Annotated in this window: 18 protein-coding genes; 11 read left to right on the top strand and 7 right to left on the bottom strand. The window is 68.1% G+C overall.

Going from position 1 to position 21,307, the window contains the following annotated elements; translation table 11 throughout:
* Window positions 1-7 precede the first annotated feature (7 nt).
* Entirely contained in the window at window positions 8-1,042 is a 1,035-nt protein-coding gene (locus tag QZ951_RS03875) for an NADP(H)-dependent aldo-keto reductase (RefSeq protein ID WP_292998744.1), read from the top strand.
* Window positions 1,043-1,130: 88 nt separating this feature from the next.
* On the opposite strand, the gene QZ951_RS03880 is transcribed toward QZ951_RS03875, so the two are convergent.
* Window positions 1,131-2,783, bottom strand: coding sequence for an alkaline phosphatase D family protein (locus QZ951_RS03880; protein WP_292998746.1), 1,653 nt, complete (start codon window positions 2,781-2,783; stop codon window positions 1,131-1,133).
* 86 nt (window positions 2,784-2,869) lie between these two features.
* On the bottom strand, window positions 2,870-3,667 hold the full coding sequence (modA, locus tag QZ951_RS03885; RefSeq protein ID WP_292998748.1) for a molybdate ABC transporter substrate-binding protein: 798 nt from the start codon (window positions 3,665-3,667) through the stop codon (window positions 2,870-2,872).
* A gap of 203 nt (window positions 3,668-3,870) precedes the next feature.
* Between modA and msrA the strand changes: the two genes are divergently transcribed.
* Window positions 3,871-4,461, top strand: coding sequence for a peptide-methionine (S)-S-oxide reductase MsrA (msrA, locus tag QZ951_RS03890; protein WP_366943793.1), 591 nt, complete (start codon window positions 3,871-3,873; stop codon window positions 4,459-4,461).
* A gap of 69 nt (window positions 4,462-4,530) precedes the next feature.
* On the opposite strand, the gene QZ951_RS03895 is transcribed toward msrA, so the two are convergent.
* Window positions 4,531-5,481 (bottom strand): DUF1338 family protein, encoded by a 951-nt coding sequence (locus QZ951_RS03895; protein WP_292998752.1) that lies wholly within the window; start codon window positions 5,479-5,481, stop codon window positions 4,531-4,533.
* A gap of 126 nt (window positions 5,482-5,607) precedes the next feature.
* Here QZ951_RS03895 and hpnA point away from each other — a divergent pair, with 126 nt between their 5' ends.
* Window positions 5,608-6,642 carry a hopanoid-associated sugar epimerase gene (gene hpnA / locus QZ951_RS03900; RefSeq protein ID WP_292998754.1) on the top strand — a complete coding sequence of 345 codons (1,035 nt, stop codon included), beginning with the start codon at window positions 5,608-5,610 and terminating at the stop codon, window positions 6,640-6,642.
* A 10-nt stretch (window positions 6,643-6,652) separates the two neighbouring features.
* Here hpnA and QZ951_RS03905 read toward each other — a convergent pair whose 3' ends face one another.
* The 4 genes from QZ951_RS03905 to hpnI are packed head-to-tail and all read right to left on the bottom strand — an operon-like array spanning window position 6,653 to window position 11,240.
* Window positions 6,653-7,621, bottom strand: coding sequence for a lysylphosphatidylglycerol synthase domain-containing protein (locus QZ951_RS03905; RefSeq protein WP_292998756.1), 969 nt, complete (start codon window positions 7,619-7,621; stop codon window positions 6,653-6,655).
* Between the two features lie 11 nt (window positions 7,622-7,632).
* On the bottom strand, window positions 7,633-8,472 hold the full coding sequence (gene hpnK, locus QZ951_RS03910; protein ID WP_366943794.1) for a hopanoid biosynthesis-associated protein HpnK: 840 nt from the start codon (window positions 8,470-8,472) through the stop codon (window positions 7,633-7,635).
* 48 nt (window positions 8,473-8,520) lie between these two features.
* Complete coding sequence (hpnJ, locus tag QZ951_RS03915) at window positions 8,521-9,990, bottom strand: hopanoid biosynthesis associated radical SAM protein HpnJ (RefSeq protein WP_292998760.1); 1,470 nt, start codon at window positions 9,988-9,990, stop codon at window positions 8,521-8,523.
* Between the two features lie 17 nt (window positions 9,991-10,007).
* Window positions 10,008-11,240 carry a bacteriohopanetetrol glucosamine biosynthesis glycosyltransferase HpnI gene (hpnI, locus tag QZ951_RS03920; RefSeq protein WP_292998762.1) on the bottom strand — a complete coding sequence of 411 codons (1,233 nt, stop codon included), beginning with the start codon at window positions 11,238-11,240 and terminating at the stop codon, window positions 10,008-10,010.
* A 152-nt stretch (window positions 11,241-11,392) separates the two neighbouring features.
* Between hpnI and QZ951_RS03925 the strand changes: the two genes are divergently transcribed.
* The 8 genes from QZ951_RS03925 to QZ951_RS03960 all read left to right on the top strand — a co-directional run bounded on the left by QZ951_RS03925 (window position 11,393) and on the right by QZ951_RS03960 (window position 21,286).
* Complete coding sequence (locus tag QZ951_RS03925) at window positions 11,393-11,899, top strand: DUF2147 domain-containing protein (RefSeq protein WP_292998764.1); 507 nt, start codon at window positions 11,393-11,395, stop codon at window positions 11,897-11,899.
* Window positions 11,900-12,216: 317 nt separating this feature from the next.
* Window positions 12,217-13,260 (top strand): diphosphomevalonate decarboxylase, encoded by a 1,044-nt coding sequence (gene mvaD / locus QZ951_RS03930; RefSeq protein WP_292998766.1) that lies wholly within the window; start codon window positions 12,217-12,219, stop codon window positions 13,258-13,260.
* Between the two features lie 7 nt (window positions 13,261-13,267).
* A complete protein-coding gene (locus tag QZ951_RS03935; RefSeq protein WP_292998768.1) occupies window positions 13,268-14,353 on the top strand; it encodes a hypothetical protein in 1,086 nt (361 codons plus the stop codon).
* Window positions 14,350-16,665, top strand: coding sequence for a hydroxymethylglutaryl-CoA reductase, degradative (locus QZ951_RS03940; RefSeq protein WP_292998770.1), 2,316 nt, complete (start codon window positions 14,350-14,352; stop codon window positions 16,663-16,665). The genes QZ951_RS03935 and QZ951_RS03940 overlap by 4 nt, the downstream gene beginning before the upstream one ends.
* Window positions 16,666-16,702: 37 nt before the next feature.
* Window positions 16,703-17,299: an isopentenyl-diphosphate Delta-isomerase gene (gene idi / locus QZ951_RS03945; RefSeq protein WP_292998771.1), complete on the top strand. Its 597-nt coding sequence runs from the start codon at window positions 16,703-16,705 to the stop codon at window positions 17,297-17,299.
* A 148-nt stretch (window positions 17,300-17,447) separates the two neighbouring features.
* Window positions 17,448-18,590 (top strand): adenosyl-hopene transferase HpnH, encoded by a 1,143-nt coding sequence (gene hpnH, locus QZ951_RS03950; RefSeq protein WP_292998772.1) that lies wholly within the window; start codon window positions 17,448-17,450, stop codon window positions 18,588-18,590.
* Window positions 18,591-18,644: 54 nt separating this feature from the next.
* The gene (locus tag QZ951_RS03955; RefSeq protein WP_292998773.1) at window positions 18,645-19,769 is read left to right on the top strand and encodes a glycosyltransferase; all 1,125 of its coding nucleotides are present in this window, start codon (window positions 18,645-18,647) and stop codon (window positions 19,767-19,769) included.
* A 41-nt stretch (window positions 19,770-19,810) separates the two neighbouring features.
* Window positions 19,811-21,286 (top strand): hypothetical protein, encoded by a 1,476-nt coding sequence (locus QZ951_RS03960; protein WP_292998775.1) that lies wholly within the window; start codon window positions 19,811-19,813, stop codon window positions 21,284-21,286.
* Window positions 21,287-21,307 lie beyond the last annotated feature (21 nt).

Consider the following 21,307-nt stretch of genomic DNA (forward strand, 5'->3'; position numbering starts at 1 on the left):
ACGGACCATGGAAACACGCACGCTCGGCCGTACCGATCTGAAGGTTTCGGCCATCTGTCTCGGCACGATGACCTGGGGTGAGCAGAACAGCGAAGCGCAGGCGCACGAGCAGATGGATTTCGCGCTGGCGCAGGGCGTGAACTTCTTCGATGTGGCGGAGATGTATCCGGTGCCGCCGAAGCCGGAGACGCAGGGGCGCACCGAGCAGTACATCGGCACCTGGTTCAAGGCGCGCGGCAAGCGCCATGCGGTGGTGCTGGCGACGAAGATCACCGGCCCGGGCGAGATGAGCTGGATTCGCGGCGGTCCGCGGCTGGATCGCGCCAGCGTGCTGGCGGCCTGCGATGCCTCGCTGGCGCGGCTGCAGACCGACTACATCGACCTGTATCAGGTGCATTGGCCGGCACGCGGCACGAACTACTTCGGCCAACTGGGCTTCAAGCCGACCGAGGACAGCCGCTCGGTGCCGATCGAGGAGACATATTCGGCGCTGGCGGAGCTGGTGAAGGCCGGCAAGATTCGCCACATCGGCCTGTCGAACGAGACGCCGTGGGGTGTTTCCGAATACCTGCGCCTGAGCCGAGAGCTCGGCCTGCCGCGACCTGTGTCGATCCAGAATCCGTACAGCCTGCTGAACCGCAGTTTCGAGGTCGGCCTCGCCGAGTTCGCGCATCGCGAGCAGATCGGCCTGCTGGCGTATTCGCCGCTGGCGTTCGGCGTGCTGGCCGGCAAGTACCTGAATGGCGCGAAGCCGGCCGATGGCCGCCTGACCCTGTTCAGCCGCTTCCAGCGCTACAACGGCGAGCATGCCGATGCCGCGACCCAGGCCTACGCGAAGGTGGCGAGCGAGCACGGGCTGAGCCTGAGCCAGATGGCGCTGGCGTTCGTCACGTCACGGCATTTCGTGACGTCGAACATCATCGGCGCGACGACGATGGCGCAGCTGGAATCGAACATCGCGTCGCACGGCATCAAGCTGAGCCGGGACGTGCTGACCGCATTGGAAGCGGTGCACAAGCGCTACACGATTCCATGCCCGTGACGAAGCGGCCACCCGCAGGGCCGGCTTCAGCCGGAAGCCGCTGGGGCTGACCGCATCAAGGACGGTACGCCCGTGAAGGCGGCACCGGCTACGGCGCAGGTGGTGGCGCGTCCGCCATCGGCGCGGACGCGCCATCGCCGCGCGACAACCGCTGGCTGCCATCGAGCGTTAGCCACACCGCGTCGAGCGCCTGCTCGCGGCTCGGCCGCGACACCAGCGGCACGGTCCAGAACTCGGTTTGCCAGCGGGCGGGCGTGATGTCGGCCAGCGCGTAGCCGTTGAGGCGGTTGTTGAAGTGCTTCAAGTGCGGATTGGTCAGCCGCAGCAGGTTCTCGGCACCGGACTGCAGCCGTTCGAGCAGGCCGCTGATCGAATCGCCGACCGGCGCGTCGCCGCGCGACGTGGTCGAGGTCACGACGAATTCGACCGCGCGCGAGCCGTCGCCGGTCAGCGCGTCGTAGTTCGGGCTGTTCGGGTCCGGCGTGATGTCGAAGGCGTAGGTTTCGTGGGCATCGCCGGTCATCACCACGACGTTGCCGCGCGAGGCCTCGATCATCGCCAGCACCCGGTCGCGCGCCGGTTCGTAGCCATCCCACTTGTCGTTCGACACGAACAGGCTGAGGTTCGTCGCGCGCGGCGCGCCGAGCAGTTTCAGCGGCGAGAAATAAACCTGATTGCCGATGCCGCGCCAGCGCGCCGTGCTCGTCGCCAGTTGCTCGCCGAGCCAGCGTTCCTGCTCGGCACCCAGCATCTGCCGTGCCGGATCGGCATAGGCGCCGGTCTGGCGGAAGCCGGCGCCGGTGCCGCCGAGCGAGTCGGCCGGCTGATCGCGGCCGACCTGCCGGGCATCGATCATCAGCAGGTCCAGCAGATCGCCGTAGCGGAAGCGGCGATAGATGCGCGACAGGTCGCGCGCATCCGGCGTGCGGATCGGCAGCCATTCGTGCGCGGCCTGAAACGCCGCAGCGCGGCGGGCGCGGTAGTCGCCCTCGGTGGCCGGATCATGGGCTTCGGCGCCATCGCGCCAGGCGTTGTTGGCGACTTCGTGATCGTCCCAGACCCAGATCATCGGATGCTGGCGATGCAGTTCCTGCAGATCGCCATCGCGGCGCAAGGTGGCGTAGCGCGTGCGGTAGTCGCCGAGGCTCACCGTTTCGCGCGGCGGGTTCTGCGGCCGCACGCCGTCCTGCCGGCCGTTCTCGTAGAGGTAGTCGCCGAGGTGGACGACGGCCTGCAGATCGCGTCGCTCGGCCACGCGGCGATAGACGTTGTAGTAGCCGCGGCTGTAGTCGCTGCAGGTGACGAAGGCGAAGCGCAGCCGATCGACCGTGCCGACCGGCGCCGTGCGGGTGCGGCCGACCGGCGAGGCGACCTCGCCGCTGGCGAAGCGATACCAGTACGTGGTGCCCGGCGCGAGACCGGCGACATCGACCTTCACCGTGTAGTCGCGCGCCGCATCGGCCGTCGCGCGGCCGCGGGCCACGACCTCGCGCAGCGCCGGATCGCTCGTGATCAGCCAGTCGACCGGCAGGCGGGTCTCGCCGGCATCGCGCGGCGTGGCACGCGTCCACAGGATCACGGCGTCGGCAGTGGGATCGCCGCTGGCGACACCGTGATCGAAGCGGGCGAGAGCCGCGCCACCGACGGTGCCATCGCCGGGGTCGTCAGCACAGCCGCCGAGGCTGGCGGGCACCAGCGCGGCGGCGGTTTTCAGCAGATCACGGCGACTGAGCGGCGGCATTGTTCAAGCTCCGGGCACGGCGGGTTGTCGCCATGCTCGGGACCGGTGATGACAGCCCGGTGACGATGGCCGCCATCGCGCGGGCCTCAGTAGGTCGCCGCATCCGGCGCATCGAAGCCGGCGGCCGCGAGGATGGCGCGGGCCTCGGGCGATGCGAGAAACGCGAGATAGGCCTTGGCCGCGGGGTTGGCGTTGCCGCTGCGGGTGACGATGGCGGTGTGGCGCGCCGGTTCGTAGGTGCCGCCGGGCAGCAGGATGTAGATGCCGACGCCGTCGAAGCCTGGCGCCTTCATCAGCGCGAACGGCACGAGGCCGATATCCGCGGCCTTGTCCTGCACGGCTTTCGCAGCGGCCACGTCGTCGGGATAGGCCTTGAGCTTCGGCTTCGCACCTTCGCTGACGCCGAGGCCATCGAGCGCACTCAGCGCGATCTGGCCGTAGGGAGAGGTGGCGGCATCCGCCATCGCGATCTGGTTGACGTACTGCGCGGCGAACACCGAACGCCCGCGCCCCGGATTGATGCCCGGCGTGTTGGTCCACAGCGCGAGCCGGCCAAGGCCGAGGCGGGTCAGCGTCGCGCCATCGGCAAGGCCGGCCGATGCCAGACGCTTCGGCAGCGCTTCGTCGTCGGCCAGCAGCAGGTCGATCGCGTCGCCTTTTTCGATCGCCGCGCCGAGATCGGCCGAGGTGCCGCCGACGATCTCGATCGTCGAACCCGGATGGGCTTTCGCGAACGCCGCGTTCAGCGTGACGGCGGCCGGCGCCATGCTCGGCACGGCGGCGATCCGGAGGCGGTCGGCGGCGTGCGCGGTCGTGGCGAGCAAGGTCGTTGCAAACACGGTGATCAGGAACAGCAGGCCCAGCAGGGCGCGGCGCAGCGGCATCGATGTCTCCTCGGAATGCGGATGTTTTTCTGGTCTGTTGCGCGCTTGGACCGCGCATCATCCGCTCGCGTTCGAGTCTGCCAGCGAGGTCGTCGCGCGTCACCGGCAGCCCGCTACACTCGCGGCTCTGCTCCCGCCCTCTCCCCGGAAGGTTTGCCATGCGTCGCCTGCTTGCCGTGCTGCTGTCCTGTGTCGTCGTCTCGATGGCTGCGGTGTCCGCCCAGGCGGCGGAGGGCGACGCGAAGCTTGAACCGGGCACCGCCCGCGCAACCTTCGCCGGCGGCTGCTTCTGGTGCATGGAAGCGCCATTCCGCAAGCTCGATGGCGTGGTGGCCGTCACCTCCGGCTACACCGGCGGCCACGTGCCGAACCCGACCTACCGGCAGGTATCGAGCGGACAGACCGGCCACGCCGAAGCGATCGAGGTGATCTACAAGCCGGCCAAGATCAGCTACGACAAGCTGCTCGACGTGTTCTGGCACAACATCGACCCGACCACGCCGGAGCGGCAGTTCTGCGACAGCGGCAACCAGTACCGCACCGAAATCTTCGTGCACGACGCCACGCAGAAGAAACTGGCCGAGGCCTCGCGCGCCGCGCTGCAGAAATCCGGCGTGCTCGGCAACGCCCAGATCGCCACCGCGATTTCCGACGCCAAGCCGTTCTACGCCGCCGAGGAATACCACCAGTACTACTACCGCAAGCAGGAACTGCGCTATCGCCTGTATCGCGAGCAGTGCGGACGCGATCAGCGGCTGCAGCAGCTGTACGGCAAGAAGGCGGGCGGGGAGTAGGTCCGCCGCAGACAGGGCCGAGCCGTCTCGCCCGCCGCGATGCGCGGGTCGTGACGGACCAGCCCCGGGTCAGCAGCTGCTGGCCTTGGTCGACGCGGCGTCGAAGATCTTCTCGGCGTTCGCGGCGAGAAAGTTGCGGAAGATCAGCGGCGAGCCGTCCTGCGCCCACAGCGGCGCACCGTCCGCGTCATGCGCCTGGGCGCGCTCGATGATCTCCACGAACTGACGCTCGGTGGCGGCCGTGCCGATCGAGCCATCCGCCTCGATCACCGGCGTGGCCATGGTCGCGGCCATCGTCGCGGTCTGGCGCAGTGGCGAGTTCGGCGCGCCCTGGATCGCCGGCAGCAAGGTGAAGCCGGCGGCGAGCATGGCTTCGGCCATCGCGTCGATGCCGCCGAAGCCGGCGCTCGGCACGTCGATGGTGACGTGGTTGAAGTCCGGGCCCAGCGCCAGCGCGCTGGCCGCTTCGCCGGAGACGGCGGCCACGGCGTCGAGTGTCGCGCGCTGCATCGGCGGACCGGGGCGGCTCATCAGCACGTCGACGAAATGCGCGACGAAGGCGCCGGCATCGGCTTCGCACAGACCGCCCGCGGCCTCGGCCTTGTCGATCAGTGCCAGAAACGGCGCGTGATCGACGGCGGCGGCCTGCGCCGCGCAATCCTCGCGAACGCGCTGCGCGACGTCGGGCGGAAAGGCGTCGAGATCGACCTGGCTGACGAAAATCTTGAACTGGTGCGCGTCGTCGCCGATCGCCTGCAGATCGAAGCTGACCAGCTTCTTGGCCGGAAAGCGGTAGTCCAGTTCGCGTCGCAGGCCGAGGACGCGGGCCGCGCGGACGAACAGCGCACGCACGGCAGGATCGGCCGTGCGGATCGCGCCGTGGTCATTCAGGAAGCGGCCGCCGCGTTCGGCGACGAGGGCCTGCAGGCGCACGAAATCCGGCACGTTGCGGGCGAACTTGGCGGTGGCGTACAGGACGAACAGCTCGCGCAGCGCGCGCGGATTCAGCAAGGGGAGCATGGCGGTCGGGCCGATGAACGAGATGTGCCGACTTTACGCAAGCGCCGCGGCATCGTCAGGTGGTCCGCCTCAGCCACTACAATCGCGCCTCGCCGACACGACCGCCCTCCGGATTCCCGACGCCCCATGCCCGCCGCTTCCCGCACCGCTGCATCCACGCCCAACGCCGCGCGCGGCACGGCGCTCGTCACCGGTGCCACCGGCTTCGTCGGCTCCGCGGTCGCCCGTCGCCTGCTGGCGGAAGGCTATGCGCTGCGGCTGCTGAGCCGCCCGAGTTCGGATCGCCGCAATCTGGCCGGGCTGGAGGCGACGGTGGTCGAAGGCGATCTGACCGATCCGGCATCGCTGGCGCGCGCGGTCGCGGGCTGCGATGCGGTGTTCCATGTCGCCGCCGACTACCGGCTGTGGGCGCCGAATCCGGACGAGCTGTATCGCTCGAATGTCGACGGCTCGCGGGCGCTGGTCGCGGCGGCGCACGCGGCCGGTGTCGCGCGCATCGTCTACACGTCCAGCGTCGCCGTGCTCGGCATTCCGAAGGATGGCCGGCCCGGCGACGAGCGCACGCCGGTGACCGTCGCCGACATGATCGGCCACTACAAGCGTTCGAAGTTCCTCGCCGAGGAAGCGGTGCGCGAGCTGGCGGACAAGGGCGCACCGGTGGTCATCGTCAACCCGTCGACACCGATCGGCCCGCGCGATGTGAAGCCGACGCCGACCGGCCGCGTCGTACGCGATGCCGCCAGCGGCAGGATGCCGGCGTTCGTCGATACCGGCCTGAACGTCGCGCACGTCGACGACGTGGCCGCAGGACACTGGTTGGCGTTCGAGCGCGGCCAGTTGGGCGAGCGCTACGTGCTCGGCGGCGAGGATATGACCCTGCGCCAGATTCTCGAAACCATCGCCGACATCACCGGCCGCCGCGCGCCGACGATCCGCCTGCCGCATGCCGCGGTGATGCCGGTGGCCTACGCCGCCGAAGCGCTGGCGCGCGTCACCGGCCGCGCGCCGGTGGCCACGGTCGAGGAAATCCGCATGTCGAAGAAGCGGATGTTCTTCAGCTGCGCGAAGGCGAAGCGCGAACTCGGCTACGCGCCGCGCCCGGCCCGAGCCGCGCTGGAAGACGCGGTGATCTGGTTCCGCGACAACGGCTACCTGCGCTGACGCAAAACGCTCATCGCGCGGCGAGGCGCCGCGCCTCCAGCCACTGCCACGACAGCAGCGCCGGCGCGCCGAAGCCGAGCTCGCGCAGCCGCCGCGCCAGCGACAGCGCCACGGCCACCTCCGGCGGCAGGCCGACCAGCCGGCCGAAAACGACGAAGCTCGCTTCCTGCACGCCGAGCCCGCCGGGCACGAAGAACGCGAAGTGGCGCACCGCCAGGGTCAGGCTTTCGATCGCCAGTGCCGCGCCGACGCTGATTTCGTGGCCGAGCAGCTTCAGCGCCAGCCAGGTCTCGAACGCGCCGACCAGCATGCCGGCGAGCTGCCACAGCAGCGCCTGGGTCAGCACGGCGTAACGCGCGCTCAAGGCGCGGATTTCGGCATCGAGCATCGCGGCATCACCGAGCAATGCGGAGAGGCGGCTGTCCGGCCCCAGCATCGCGATCAGGCCGCGCTCGACCTTCGCGAACAGCGCGCCACGCCGCAGCAGCAGATACAGCCCGACCGGCACCGGCAGCGACACCAGAAGCCCGAGCGCCAGCGAGCCGAGCAGGCTGTGATCCTGCGTCGCCGCCAGCAGCAGCACCAGACCGAGCGCGGTGAACAGGTACTGATTCACGAGCGTCAGCAGCACCTCGACGATCACGCTCGCCGCTACCGCCGGCCCCGGCAGCGGCCGCAGCAGCGCCAGCCGGATGCCGACCAGCTCGCCACCGATGCTGGCCAGCGGCAGCAGGCGGCTGACCGCCTCGCGCACGGTGGCGATCCACCACAGCCATGGCAAGGTCGCGACCCGCGCCGGATCGCGCGGCCGCAGCAACTGGCGCCAGCCTTCGGCATCGAGCAGCAGCGGCAGCGCGTGGAACGGGATCAGCCACAGCAGCGGCCAGCCGGCGTGGTCGAGCAGGTTCGCGATCGCGCCGAGGTCGTTCGTGGCCACCAGCGCCACGAGCAGGCCGAAGCCGAGCAGGGCGGCGATCAACGGCCCGGCTTTCATCGGGCCGATGCGGCGGTCCGCTCGAAATCGACCCAGCGCCCCAGCACCGCGCCGCGCGCCGTGATCGCCGCACGCACGCGGGGCGACAGCAGCGCGGCCAGCTCGTCGTCGTGGCGGTAGGTCGGCATCGTCGGGGTCAGGCCGCGGTGCGTGGCGGGGTGCAGGTACAGCTCGGTCAGCCCGTCCGGCAAGGTCTCGATCGCGCGCAGCACGGCCATTTCGTCCATCGCGCCGCTCGCGGCGAGGCCGTGGATGCGGTCGTTGTGGCGCACGCCGGCACGATGCAGGCGGCGTTGCATCAGGGCGAGCCAAGGCTTCAGCAGCGGCGCGGTACCGGGTTCGCGCGGCAGGCGCACCGCGCGCAGGCCGTGCTCGCGGCCGATGTCGAGCAGCAGGCCGAGCACCGTCGGGTGCAGGTGGAAATGCTTGTGCGCGTTGACGTGGTCAAGCCGCAGGCCGGTGGCGCTGAAGGCCTCGAACTGCGCGCGGATCTCGCGTTCGAGCTGGCGGCGGACCTGCGGCAGAAAGAAGAAGCGGAAGCCATCGCGCGCCATGCGATCGCCGAAGCGGCCGTGATCGTCGACCAAATCCGGAATCTCGCGTTTCGGCAGCACGGCCGGGCCATCGGCCAGCACCAGATGCAGGCCGACACCGAGCGTCGGCAGCCGCCGGGCGCGGGCGACGGCATCGGCCGCCGCAGGTGCGCCGACCATCAGGCTCGCGGTGGTCAGCACGCCGTCGACATGGGCGCGCTCGACCGCATCGTTCACCGCGACATCGAGGCCGAAGTCGTCGGCGTTGATGATCAGCCGGCGCATCGCGGCGCGGTCGCGGATCGAGCAGCGGTCACTCCGGAGGAGTCCGGACCAGCGGCGCGAGGCGCTTCAGGCTTCGCGCGCACGCAGGAACCGGAAGAACTCCACGCCTTCGCGCAGGCGGCGCTTCATCATGTCCCAGTCGCTGAGCATTTCGCGGACGATTTCCCAGATCTTGCTCGGCCGGAAGTAGAAGCGGCGGTAGAACACTTCCATCGAGTGGAAGATCTCGTCCTTCGACAGATGCGGATAGCTGATCGCAGCCAATTGCACGCCCTTGTCGTTGACCAGATTCACCGCGTCGTTTTCCTGCAGCCAGCCGTTGTCGACCGCCTGCTTGTACAGGGTTGTGCCCGGATACGGCGCGGCGAGGCTGACCTGGATCGTGTGCGGATTGATCTCCTTCGCGAACTCGATCGATTTCTCGATCGTTGCCAGCGTCTCGCCCGGCAGGCCGAGGATGAACGTGCCGTGGATCTTGATGCCGAGCTTGTGGCAGTCGGCATTGAAGCGCCGCGCGATGTCGGTCTTCAGGCCTTTCTTGATGTTGTGCAGGATCTGGTCATCGCCGGATTCGTAGCCGACCAGCAGCAGGCGCAGGCCGTTGTCACGCATGATCTTCAGCGATTCGTACGGCACGTTGGCCTTCGCGTTGCAGCTCCAGGTCCAGCCGAGCTTGCCCAGGCCCTTCGCGATCTCGTGCACGCGATCCATGTTCGACGAGTCGGTGAAGGTGTCGTCGTCGAACATCAGCTCCTTGACCTCGGGCATGTTGTCCTTGATCCACTTCGCTTCGGCGATGACGTTCGCCGCCGAGCGCACCCGGTAGCGATGCCCGCCGACCGTCTGCGGCCACAGGCAGAACGTGCATTTCGAGCGGCAGCCGCGGCCGGTGTACAGCGACACGTACGGGTAGTTCAGATAGCCGATGAAGTAATTCTTGATCGTCAGATCGCGCTGGTACACCGGGGCCACGAACGGCAGCGCGTCCATGTCCTCGATCGTGGCGCGCGGCGCGTTGTGCTTGATCGTGCCGTCCGGCAGGCGATAGCTGATACCGGTGATGTCGGCCCACGGCCTGTCGTTCGCGGCCAGTTCGGCGCAGGTGTAGTCGAACTCCTCGCGGGCCACGAAATCGATCGCGTGCGATGCCTTCAGCGAGCCGGCGGGATCGACCGCGACCTTCGCGCCGACCATGCCGATGACGATGTCCGGCCGCTGCGCCTTCAGCAGTTCGGCGAACTTGGCGTCGGTCGGGAACGAGGGGGTCGACGTGTGCAGGATCACCAGCGCGTAGTCGGCGGCGATCGCCAGCGTCTGCTCGACCGTCAGCTCGTCGGCCGGGGCATCGACCACGCGGCTGCCGGGCACCAGGGCAGCGGGCTGCGCCAGCCAGGTCGGGTACCAGAAGCTCTTGATCTCGCGCTTGGCCTGATAGCGGCTGCCGGCGCCGCCGTCGAAACCATCGAACGACGGGGCCTGCAGGAACAGGGTCTTCAGCGGGTTCTGCCGCGCTGGTGGTGTATTCGCAGCATCCATGTTTCGAACAGTCTCACTCAGGTCGAAGGGCGATTCGCTCGCCGGGCAATCTTCATCGGGCGACCCCGCCAGCGCACCACGCGACCGGCCAGACCGATCACCCAGAGCCCCAGCGCGAGGCCGTCGCGCAGCGGCACGAGCAGCGTACTGGTCAACAGATTCTTCAACAAATCCAGAGACATCGCGTTTTCGCTGCGCTGCACAACCGCGAGCCAATCTAGCACGAGGCGAGCGCCGATCGAGACGCCGACCGCAGTCAGGATCAGGCCATCCATCCCACCATTGCCGCCATTCCCGGTCAGCGCCGCCGCGCCGCTCAGAACGGCGACCGGCACCGGGAAGCAGATGAAGGCGAAGGCGTAGCTCAGCGGCGTGATCGTGCGGATCGAGCGTAGCCAGCGCAGTTCGCGCGCGGCGAGATCGCTGAGCCGGGTCTCGGTCACGTCGGTGATCACCTGCGCTTCCGACAGCACGGTGCGGCGTCCGGTTCGCCGCGTGAGTTCGCCGAGCCAGTAATCGTCGGCGACGTGGTGGGCGATCTGGCCGAAGCCGCCGATGCCGTCCAGCGTGTCGCGACGCAGCGCGATGGTGGCGCCGAACGCGAAGTTCGTGGACCCGAGCAGCCGCGCGAAGCAGACCGAGGGCGCGAACCAGTCGTCGATGAACTGCACGCCGAGCCGTGCCCAGAAGCCGCCGTCACGCGTCTCGCCCGTCGCTGGCGTCGACCGGCCGACGGCCCGGCCGCGATACAGGCAGGTGACGACGCCGACCGCGTCATCGGCCAGCGGTGCAGTGACCCGGCGCAGCAGGTCGGGTGGCGCCTCGATGTCGCTGTCGGCCAGCAGCAGCCAGTCGTGGCGGGCGTGCGGCATCAGGTTCATCAGGTTCGAGACCTTGAGATTGATGCCGTGCACCGCCGGGTCGACGACGATGCCGATGTCGCGTTCGGGAAACTCGGCGCGCAGGCGCTCGGCCACGGCCAGCGCTTCGTCATCGCTCGCATGCAGGCCGAACAGCACCTGAAACTCCGGATGGTCCTGCGTGCAGAAACTGCGCAGGTTCTGGTACAGCCGGGGCTCGCTGCCGAACAGCGGCTTCAGCACGGTGACCGGGCGCGCGACTGCCGGCGGCGGCACGCGCGCAGCCTTCGCCGTCCACCAGAGGCGGGCGATCAGGGTCAGCAGGATCGAGACCAGGCAGGCCAGCAGCACGGCGAGGCCAAGTGCCGGCACGAACGGGAAAACGGACACGGAGGCTGAGCGGGCCTTGGAAGATGGATCGTCTGATGCCGCAGGATGGTAGCGGCGTTGCAGCGCGGCCGTCGGGACGTGCGTCACGGCGCTGCTTTGTGTACGGTTCCGGGCAGGCTTGAGACGGGATTCGAAGGCATGCGGGAAGTCCGATGAAGCGGGGTCTGTCGCTGCAGCTGGGCGGGCTGGCGCTGGCCATCGCGATGATCCCGGCGGCGATGGCCGACGCGCGGATCTGGCCGGAAGACGCGATCGTCGGGCGCTGGCTGATTGCCTCGCGCGACGCGGTGATCGACATCCATCCCGCCCGCGACGGCGGCGGCGAATATCACGGCTCGATCGCCTGGCTGCTGGACAAGACCTACAAGGCGGAAGACGGTCCGGAGCGCGCCGGCAAGCCGCTGCTCGACGACCGCAACCCGGACCCGACGCTGCGCAGCCGGCCGTTGATCGGCCTGCCGATGCTGACCGGGCTTAAGTTCGATGGTCGCGATCACTGGCGCGACGGTCGCGTCTACAGCTCGAACGATGGCCGCACCTACACGGTGCAGGTGTCGCTGGCCGATACCGAGCATCTGAAGCTGCGCGGCTATTTCGGCATTCCGCTGCTCGGCCTGACCTCGGTCTGGACACGGGTGCAGACGCTGCCGAACCCCTGATCACGGCGGTGCCGGCCCGCCGGTCCCCCGGAATATCCGGGCGGCCGGCGAAAGGGGATGGCGCTGGAGTCGCCAGAAGTCCGCTGGCAACGAACTGCGAGCCAAAACCCGGCAAAATGGCGCGAAAATCGCAGCTTTTGACGGACGATGGACGGATATGGGAGGTCCCATATTCGTTCTTGGTGTAAGGGTCTTGTAAACTTGGGCCTTGAAACCGTCATCTTTGACCCATTTCCGTGCGCGCCGCCGCCATCGTTCGAGCGACGCATGCCTCCTCCGTCCGCTGTATTTTCCTCCGTGCACCATTTATGAGCGTGATGTCCAGAACGCTTGATTCCGACCGTTCCCCCGGCGCGCCGAACGACCGCGTGGCGGCCGCGCAGGCACAGCCGAACATCGCGCTGATCAAGTACTGGGGCAAGCGCGACGTGGCGCTGAACCTGCCGGTGGTCGGTTCGCTGTCGATCACGCTCGACACGCTCTGGACGCGCACCGAAGTGCGTTTCAGCGACGCGCTCGACGCCGATTCGATAGTGCTGAACGGCAAGTCCGACCCGAAGCAGCTGAAGCGCACCAGCGCCTGTCTCGACCTGTTGCGCGCGCGTGCCGGCATCAGGACCCGCGCCGCCGTGGTCAGCACCAACAACTTCCCGACCGGCGCCGGGCTCGCGTCCTCGGCCTCCGGCTTCGCCGCGATGGTGCTCGCCGGCGATGCCGCGCTGGGCCTGAACCTGACGCCGGCCGAGCAGTCGGTGCTGGCGCGGCGCTGCTCCGGTTCCGCCGCGCGTTCGATCTTCGGCGGCTATGTCGAATGGGCGCACGGCAGCCGCGCCGATGGCGAAGATTCGGTCGCCACGCCGCTGCTGCCGGCCGACGCCTGGCCGCTCAGTGTCGCCGTCGCGATCACCTCGACCGCCGAAAAGGCGATCGGCTCGACCGAGGGCATGAACCGCACGGCCGATACCAGCCCGTACCAGGACGCCTGGATCGACAGCCAGGAGGCCGATCTCGCCGAAGCCCGCGCCGCGATCGCCGAGCGCGATTTCGAGCGGCTGGCCGACATTTCCGAACACAGCTGCCTGAAGATGCACGCGCTGGCGCTCGCCGCGAAGCCGGGCCTGCTGTACTGGAACGCCGCGACCGTCGCCGCGATGCACGTCGTGCGCAGCCTGCGCGCGCAGGGCGTGCCGGTGTTCTTCACGATCGACGCCGGCCCGCAATTGAAGGCGGTCTGCCTGCCGTCGGCAGCGAGCCGCGTGGCCGCCGCGCTGCGCGAAGTGCCGGGCGTGCTGAACGTGGTCGAAACCGGCCTCGGGGGGCCGGCGCATCTGATCCCGACCGCGGCGGCCGCTGCGGCATGAGCCGCTCGTGAACATCATTGCGTCCGCTCCCGGCAAGCTGGTGCTGCTTGGCGAGTACGCGGTGCTGGAAGGCGCGCCGGCCATTTCGATGGCCGTGAACCGCCGCGCGAAGGCGCGCATCGCGCCGCGCGCCGGTGCCGTCAGCGAGGCCTACGCGCCCGACGTGCTCGATGCCCGCGTGCCGTTCACGCTCGGCGCCAACGGCCTGCCGGACTGGTCCGCCGCTGCCGGCGATGCCGCCAAGCTCGGTCTGGTCGACGAAGTGCTGCGCGGGCTGGCCGACGAACAGCTGGGCCCGGATGCGGCGCAGGCATTCGGCCTGTCGCTCGATACCTCCGAATTTTTCGATGTCGCCGCGGCCGATCGTCCGAAGCTCGGACTCGGGTCGAGTGCCGCGCTGACCGTGGCGCTGGCCTCGGGGCTGGCCGCGCGCGCGGGCCATGCCGCGGAAACCGCGGACCGTGACGCCTGGCTGACGCGCCTGCTCGGCCTGCATCGCAAGTTCCAGGGCGGGCATGGCAGCGGTGTCGATGTCGCCACGAGCCTCGTGGGCGGTGTCATCGCCTACCAGCTGTTCGATGGCGGCCAGCGGCCGCAGGCGCGCGCGCTGGCCTGGCCAGGCACGCTGCACAAGCGTTTCGTCTGGTCCGGCTGCTCGGCATCGACGCCGAAGTTCCTGTCGATCCTGCGCGCGTGGCGGGCGACACACGAAGCCGAATACACGCGTCGGATGAACGGCCTGCACGAGACCGCAACCGCCGCGGTCGAAGCGCTGGCGAGCGCCGATGCCGCCGCGTTTCTCGACTGTGCCCGCCGCTATGCCGGCGATCTGCGTGCGCTCGGCGACGCCAGCGGCGTCAGCATCTATTCGGCCGAGCATCTGGCGATCGCCGAACTGGCGCAGCGTCAGGCCGGCGTGGTCTACAAGCCTTGTGGTGCCGGCGGCGGTGATGTCGGCGTGTTGTTTGCAACAGACCCCGACCGACTCGCGGCGCTCGATGCGCCGCTGGCGGCAGCCGGGTTTTCCTGCGTGGCCCTGACGGTAGATCCGAGCGGCCTGCAGCTGGAGTTCATGGAGAGCAACGAAGCATGAGTGCCGATCAACAGGTTCAGGGCGCAGCCGACGCGGCCGCCATCGACAGATCGCGGTTCCCGGAGTTCTACAAGCTGTCGCCGACCGACCGCGTGCGGCTGATGCGCGAGCGCGGCTGGCTGTCCGAAGCCGACTACCAGCAGATGATCTCGGGCGAGCACACCTTGTCGCTGCACCGCGCCGACAAGATGATCGAGAACGTCGTCGGCGTGATGGGCCTGCCGGTCGGCCTCGGTCTGAACTTCCTGATCAACGGCAAGGACTACGTGATTCCGCTGGTGGTCGAGGAGCCGTCGATCGTCGCCGCGCTGTCGAGCGCCGCGAAGATCGTCCGCGGTGCCGGCGGCTTCACCGCCGAGATGGACGAGTCGATGCTGATCGGCCAGATCCAGGTCGTCGACATTCCGAACGTGCCGCGTGCGCAGTCGGCACTGCTGCAGCGCAAGGCCGAGCTGCTGAATCTCGCGAATTCGCTGCACCCGCAGATGGTCGCGCGGGGCGGCGGTGCCCGCGATGTCGAAATCCATCTGCATCCGCGGCCGGATGGCCACGGCGACATGATGATCGTGCATCTGGTCGTCGATACCTGTGACGCGATGGGCGCCAATCTGGTCAACACGATGTGCGAAGGCCTGGCCTCGCTGGTCGAGTCGATCACCGGCGGCAAGGTGTTCCTGCGCATCCTGTCGAACCTGACCGACCGCGCGCTGGTCCGTGCCAAGTGCGTGATCCCGGTCGACAAGCTCGCCGGCAAGGGGTTTTCGGGCGAGGAAGTGCGCGACGGCATCGTGCTGGCCACCGATTTCGCGAGCGTCGACCCGTATCGCGCCGCGACCCACAACAAGGGCGTGATGAACGGTGTCGATGCCGTGGCACTGGCCACCGGCAACGACTGGCGCGCAATCGAGGCCGGTGCCCACGCCTATGCCTCGCGCTCGGGCCGGTACACCTCGCTGACGCGCTGGTACAAGGGCCCGAACGGCGAACTGGTCGGCGAGATCGAGATTCCGATGAAGGTCGGCACCGTCGGCGGCCCGCTGCAGTCGAACCCGACCGTGGCGCTGAACCATCGCCTGCTCGGCGCGACCTCGGCCCGGGAACTGGCGATGGTCATGGGCACGGTCGGTCTGGCCCAGAACTTCTCGGCGATCCGGGCGCTGGCGACCGAAGGCATCCAGCAGGGTCACATGACCCTGCATGCGCGCTCGGTGGCGCTGGCGGCCGGTGCCTCGCCGGACATCTTCGAGACCGTGGTCGAGCGCCTGATCGAAGGCGGCGACATCAAGATCTGGAAGGCGCAGGAAATCGTCGTGCAGGTGCGCAAGGCCGCGCGCCACGAAGCCGGCGAACCGGAAACGCCGTCGAACGCACCGCGCGCGCAGGGCCACGGCAAGATCATCCTGCTCGGCGAGCATGCGGTGGTCTACGGCAGCCATGCGATCGCCGCGCCGGTGCCGCTGGCGATCGAGGCCAGCGTGCAGGACGGCGACGGCAGCACGCGCAATCCGGGGGTCGACCTGATCATTCCGCGCTGGGGTGTCGAATCCCGGCTGCACAAGGATCCGGCGCACCGCGACTCGTTCCAGCGCAGCCTCGGCATCGTCTTCGACAAGCTTGGCCTGACCGAGAAAAGCTTGCGCATCGAAGTGTTCCCGAACGTGCCGCGCGGCATGGGCCTCGGTGGCTCGGCGGCGATGGCGGTCGCGGTGATCCGCGCGATCGACCAGCACTTCAAGCTCGGCCACACCGACGAAGAGATCAACGCGCTGGCCTTCGAATGCGAGAAGGTCGCGCACGGCACGCCGAGCGGCATCGACAACACGGTGGCGACCTACGGCCAGCCGCTGCTGTATCGCCGCGCGCATGAAGGCAAGCCGCTGAAGATGGAGCCGCTGAAGCTGTCGAAGCCGATTCCGCTGGTCGTCGGCATTTCCGGCAAGGAAAGCCTGACCGCGAAGACCGTGGGCGGCGTGCGCACGGCCTGGCAGAAGAACCCGGAGCTGTACGAGAACATCTTCCGGCAGATCGATGCGCTGACCTTGCAGGGCGTCGATGCGATCCAGAATTACCAGCTCGAGCGGCTGGGCGATCTGATGAATGTCTGCCACGGCCTGCTTAATGCGCTGCGCGTGTCGAGCTGGGAAATCGAGGAAATGGTGCAGATCTGCCGCGAGCAGGGCGCCATCGGCGCCAAGCTGACCGGCGGCGGCGGTGGCGGTTCGATCATCGCGCTGGCGCCGGAACATCCGGAACGGGTGATCGCGGCCCTGCGCGATGCCGGCTACTCCGGCATGGAGGTGCGCATTGGGTGAGATGATGGCGGACCTGAATTCCCCGAAGACGGCATCCATGACGGCCCACGCCCCCGAAATTGCGCACCAGATCGTGTCGTTCGATGACGAACCGCTGATCCTGGTCGACGAGAACGACACCGAAGTCGGCTTCCTGCCGAAGGCCGAGGCCCACATGGGCGGCGGCACGCTGCATCGCGCGTTCTCGCTGTTCGTGTTCAACAGCGATGGCGAGCTGCTGCTGCAGCAGCGCGCCGCCGGCAAGCGGCTGTGGGGCCAGTTCTGGTCCAACACCTGCTGCAGCCATCCGCGTCGCGGCGAAACGATGGACATCGCGATCCATCGCCGGCTGAAGGAAGAGCTGGGCTTCGAATGCCGCTTCGACTATCTGTTCAAGTTTCAGTATCAGGCGCAGTTCGACGCCACCGGCGCCGAGCACGAGCTGTGCTGGGTCTACGCCGGCCGCAGCGACACGCGGCCGGCCGTCAATGCCAACGAGATTTCGGCGATCCGCTACATCGCGCCGGACGCCCTCGATGCCGAGATCGAAGCCCGTCCGGAATCGTTCACGCCGTGGTTCAAGATCGAATGGGCCCGCATCCGGGCGCAGCACGCCGGGGTCTATGCCCGGCAGACGTCGGCGTCTTTGGCATAAAATCCGCAATCCCGGTCCTATCCGGCACAGATCGTGATGCATCACGCTGTGTGATAGGCCACGTTGCCGGCCGCGTCTCGACGTCGGCGGCAGCGTCATCGAATCAGTTTGCCGTCCCCGGCGAAGCCATCAGAGGTTTGGAGAACACATGGGCGTTCCGCTTATCCAGCAGGTCACTGTTGCTCGCTATCTTCTTACCAAGAAGCTGAAGCGCGAGAAACGTTTCCCGCTCGTGCTGATGCTGGAGCCGCTGTTCCAGTGCAATCTGGCCTGCGCCGGCTGCGGCAAGATCGACTACGAGAAGGACATCCTGCAGCAGCGCGTCAGCGTGGAGCAGGCGCTGCGGGCCGCCGAGGAATGCGGCGCGCCGATGGTCTCGATTCCGGGCGGCGAGCCGCTGATCCACAAGGAAATGCCGAAGATCGTCGCCGGTCTCGTGGAGATGAAGAAATTCGTCTACCTGTGCACCAACGCGATCCTGCTGAAGAAGCACATCCACGAGTACACGCCGAGCCCGTATCTGACGTTCTCGATCCATCTCGATGGCCTTGAAAAGCGCCACGACGAGTCGGTGTGCATGGAAGGCGTGTTCGTGAAGGCGGTCGAAGCGATCCAGCTCGCGCTGTCGAAGGGCTTCCGCGTCACCATCAACTGCACGCTGTTCTCGGGCGAAGCCCCGGAAGAGGTCGCCGACTTCTTCGATTACGCGATGAGCCTCGGCGTCGAGGGCATCACCGTGTCGCCGGGCTACAGCTACCAGCACGCGCCGCGTCAGGATGTGTTCCTCGGCCGTACCCAGTCGAAGCAGTTGTTCCGCGACGTGTTCAAGATCGGCCGCGAGCGCAAGTCGAACTGGAAGTTCAACCAGTCGCCGATGTTCCTCGACTTCATCGCCGGCAACCAGGCCTACCAGTGCGAGCCCTGGGGCACGGTGACCTACAACGTCTTCGGCTGGCAGAAGCCGTGCTACCTGCTCGTCGACGAAGGCCATGTCAGCTCTTACAAGGAGCTGATGGAAACGACGAAGTGGGAAAACTACGGCGTCGGCCGCAACCCGAAGTGCGACAACTGCATGGCGCATTGCGGCTTTGAAGGCACGGCCGTCAACGACACGTTCTCGAACCCGCTGAAGGCCGCGAAGGTGGCCATGTTCGGCCCGGACATCGACGGCCCGATGGCGCCGGATCTGCCGATTCTCTACGGCAACCGTGCGGAAGCGGCGGCCGTGAAGATCCCGGTCACCGCAATCAAGAAGAAAGCCAAGCCGGCCACGGAAAAGGCGGATAGCTGACGCGCTGGCGGTGGCGTTCGCGCCACCGCCGGAGGCTCGGCAGTCGTCGATCTGATGGAAACCGCGTTCTGGCTGGCCGCACCCGCGGCGGTGATGTGGTTCGGACTCTGGCTGGCGCCGTGGCGTCCGTGGAGCACGCGCGAGCAGATCGAACCGACCGGTTTCGGGCACGGCGGGCATGGCGACATGAACGCCGTGACCGTGCTGATCCCGGCGCGAAACGAGGCCGAGGTCATCCAGCGGACGCTCGACGGTCTGCAGGCGCAGAGCGAGGGCATGGCGACCGGTCTGAAGATCGTCGTGATCGACGATCAGTCCGATGACGGCACCGGCGACATCGCCCGGCGCTATCCGAATGTCGAAGTGATCTCCGGTCAGCCGTTGCCGAAGGGCTGGGCCGGCAAGCTGTGGGCGCTGGAACAGGGCAAGGGCCGCGTGACCACGCCGATGACCCTGCTGCTCGACGCCGACATCGCGCTGGAACCCGGTCTGCTGCCGGCGCTGCTCGCGCACAAGCGGGCGACCGGCGCGCATTTCGTCAGTCTGATGGCGGACCTGCGCCGCACCTCGTTCTGGGATCGCCTGCTGCTGCCGGCGTTCGTCTACTACTTCAAGCTGATCTACCCGTTCGCGGTGTCGAACTCGCCGTCGAAGTGGGTGGCGGCGGCGGCCGGTGGCTGCGTGCTGGTCGATACGGCCGCGCTGCACAAGGTCAACGCCTTCGAATGCCTGAAGGGTGCCCTGATCGACGACTGCACCCTGGCCCGGCGGATCAAGGACGGCGGCCACAAGACCTGGATCGGGCTGAGTCGCGGCGTCATCTCCCTGCGGCCGTACGGCACGCTGAAGAGCGTGCACGACATGGTGGCGCGCTCGGCGTTCACGCAGCTGCGCTATTCGACGCCGCTGCTGCTCGTGGTCACCGCGCTGTTCGCGCTGGCCTACTGGCTGCCGATCGCGGCCCTGCTGCAGGGCTCGTGGCTGGCGGCTGCCGCGCTGCTGGCGATGTGTGCCGCGTATGTGCCGACGCTGCGCTACTACGGCTTGTCGCCGGTGTGGTCGCTGGCGTCGCCGCTGATCGGCGCACTGTATCTGGGCATGACCTGGAGCTCTGCCATCCGCACCTGGCGCGGCGTACGCTCCCAATGGAAAAACCGCACCTACGAAGTGGAGTCCTGAGGACTCGCTGACGCAGGGCTTTCGGAATCGAGAAGACCATGATGGACAACAACTCAATCGGCATCAGTGCATTTGCGACGTCGGTCCCGCCGTATCGCGTGGATCTGCGGCAGTGGTGCGAGTGGAGCAACAACAGCTGGGACAAGACCCGCGCGGTGATCGGCGAAAGCTTCCGCGTGCCGGGTGTCGAGCAGGACGTTTACACGATGGCGGCGAATGCCGTGGTCGAACTGATCGTCCGCAATGACATCGATCCGCGCCGCATCGGCTATCTGGCGCTCGGCACCGAATCGTCGATCGACAATGCGACCGGTGCCGTCATCGTCCGGGGGCTGGTCGATCGCGTGCTCGCCTCGCGCGGCATGGCGCGTCTCGCGCGGGACTGCGAAGTGCCGGAGTTCAAGCAGGCCTGCCTCGCCGGCGTCTACGGCCTGAAGGGCGCGCTGCGCTATCTGGCGTTCGATGGCGCCGAACGGCTGGCGATCGTGGTCGCCGCCGACATCGCCGAGTACGAGCGCGGCTCCAGCGGCGAACCGACGCAGGGTGCCGGTGCGGTCGCCATGCTGCTCGAACGCGATCCGAAGATCCTGACTCTGGATCTGCGCGCCGCCGGCAGCGCCTCCACCTTCCGCGGCCTCGACTTCCGCAAGCCGTTCCAGCGCTTCTGCGGGCAGCAGCCGGGGCCGAGCGGCCGTCTGGCCGACTTCCCGGTGTTCAACGGCAAGTTTTCCACCGCCTGCTATGTCGACGAGACGCTGTCGGCGCTCGATCAGCTGCTGACCAAGCGCGGCGGCAGCCACAGCCGCTACTTCCACGAGATCGAAGCGGTGTTCATGCATCGCCCGTATCACAAGATGCCGGTCACGGCCTGGGCGCTCGGCTATCTGTTCGCGCTCGGCGCCGACGGTGCCGCTGGCGCCGCCGAACTCGATGGCTACTGCGCCAAGGCGGGCGTCGATCCGGTGGCACTGCACGCCGAAATGGCAACGCTGCCGACCCGCGCGTTCGAGTCGGACTTCGACGGCACGGTCGCCGAGCCGTATCCGCTGACCGCGGCACTGATGAAGTCGTTCCGCGAGGACCCGGCCTACAAGGCGGTGGTCGACGACAAGATGCGCCTCGGCTCCAAGCCGATGATGGCGATGGGCAACCTGTACTCGGCCGCGCTGCCGGCGTGGCTGGCGGCCGGGCTCGAGGAAGCGGCGAAGAGCGGCCGCGATCTGGCCGGCAAGGAAATGCTGCTGATCGGCTACGGCAGCGGCGACGCCTCCGAAGCGATTCCGGCGCGCGTGGTGCCGGGCTGGCTTGCGGCGGCGAAGCGCATCCATCTGGCCGAGGCGCTGAATCCGGTCGTTGACCTGGACAAGGAACAGTACGAGGCGCTGCACGATGGCCTGCCGGCCCCGGGCATCACGCCGCGCGCGCCGGGCATCCGGATCACCAAGGTCGGCGATCGCCGCACCGGCGCGTTCCAGGATTACGGCATCGCGTACTACGAGTTGGGCGAACCGGTCTGAACGACCGTCGGCAGGTGGCGC

Source organism: Nevskia sp. (genome assembly GCF_021732705.1).
In the GTDB taxonomy this organism is placed as follows: Bacteria; Pseudomonadota; Gammaproteobacteria; order Nevskiales; family Nevskiaceae; genus Nevskia.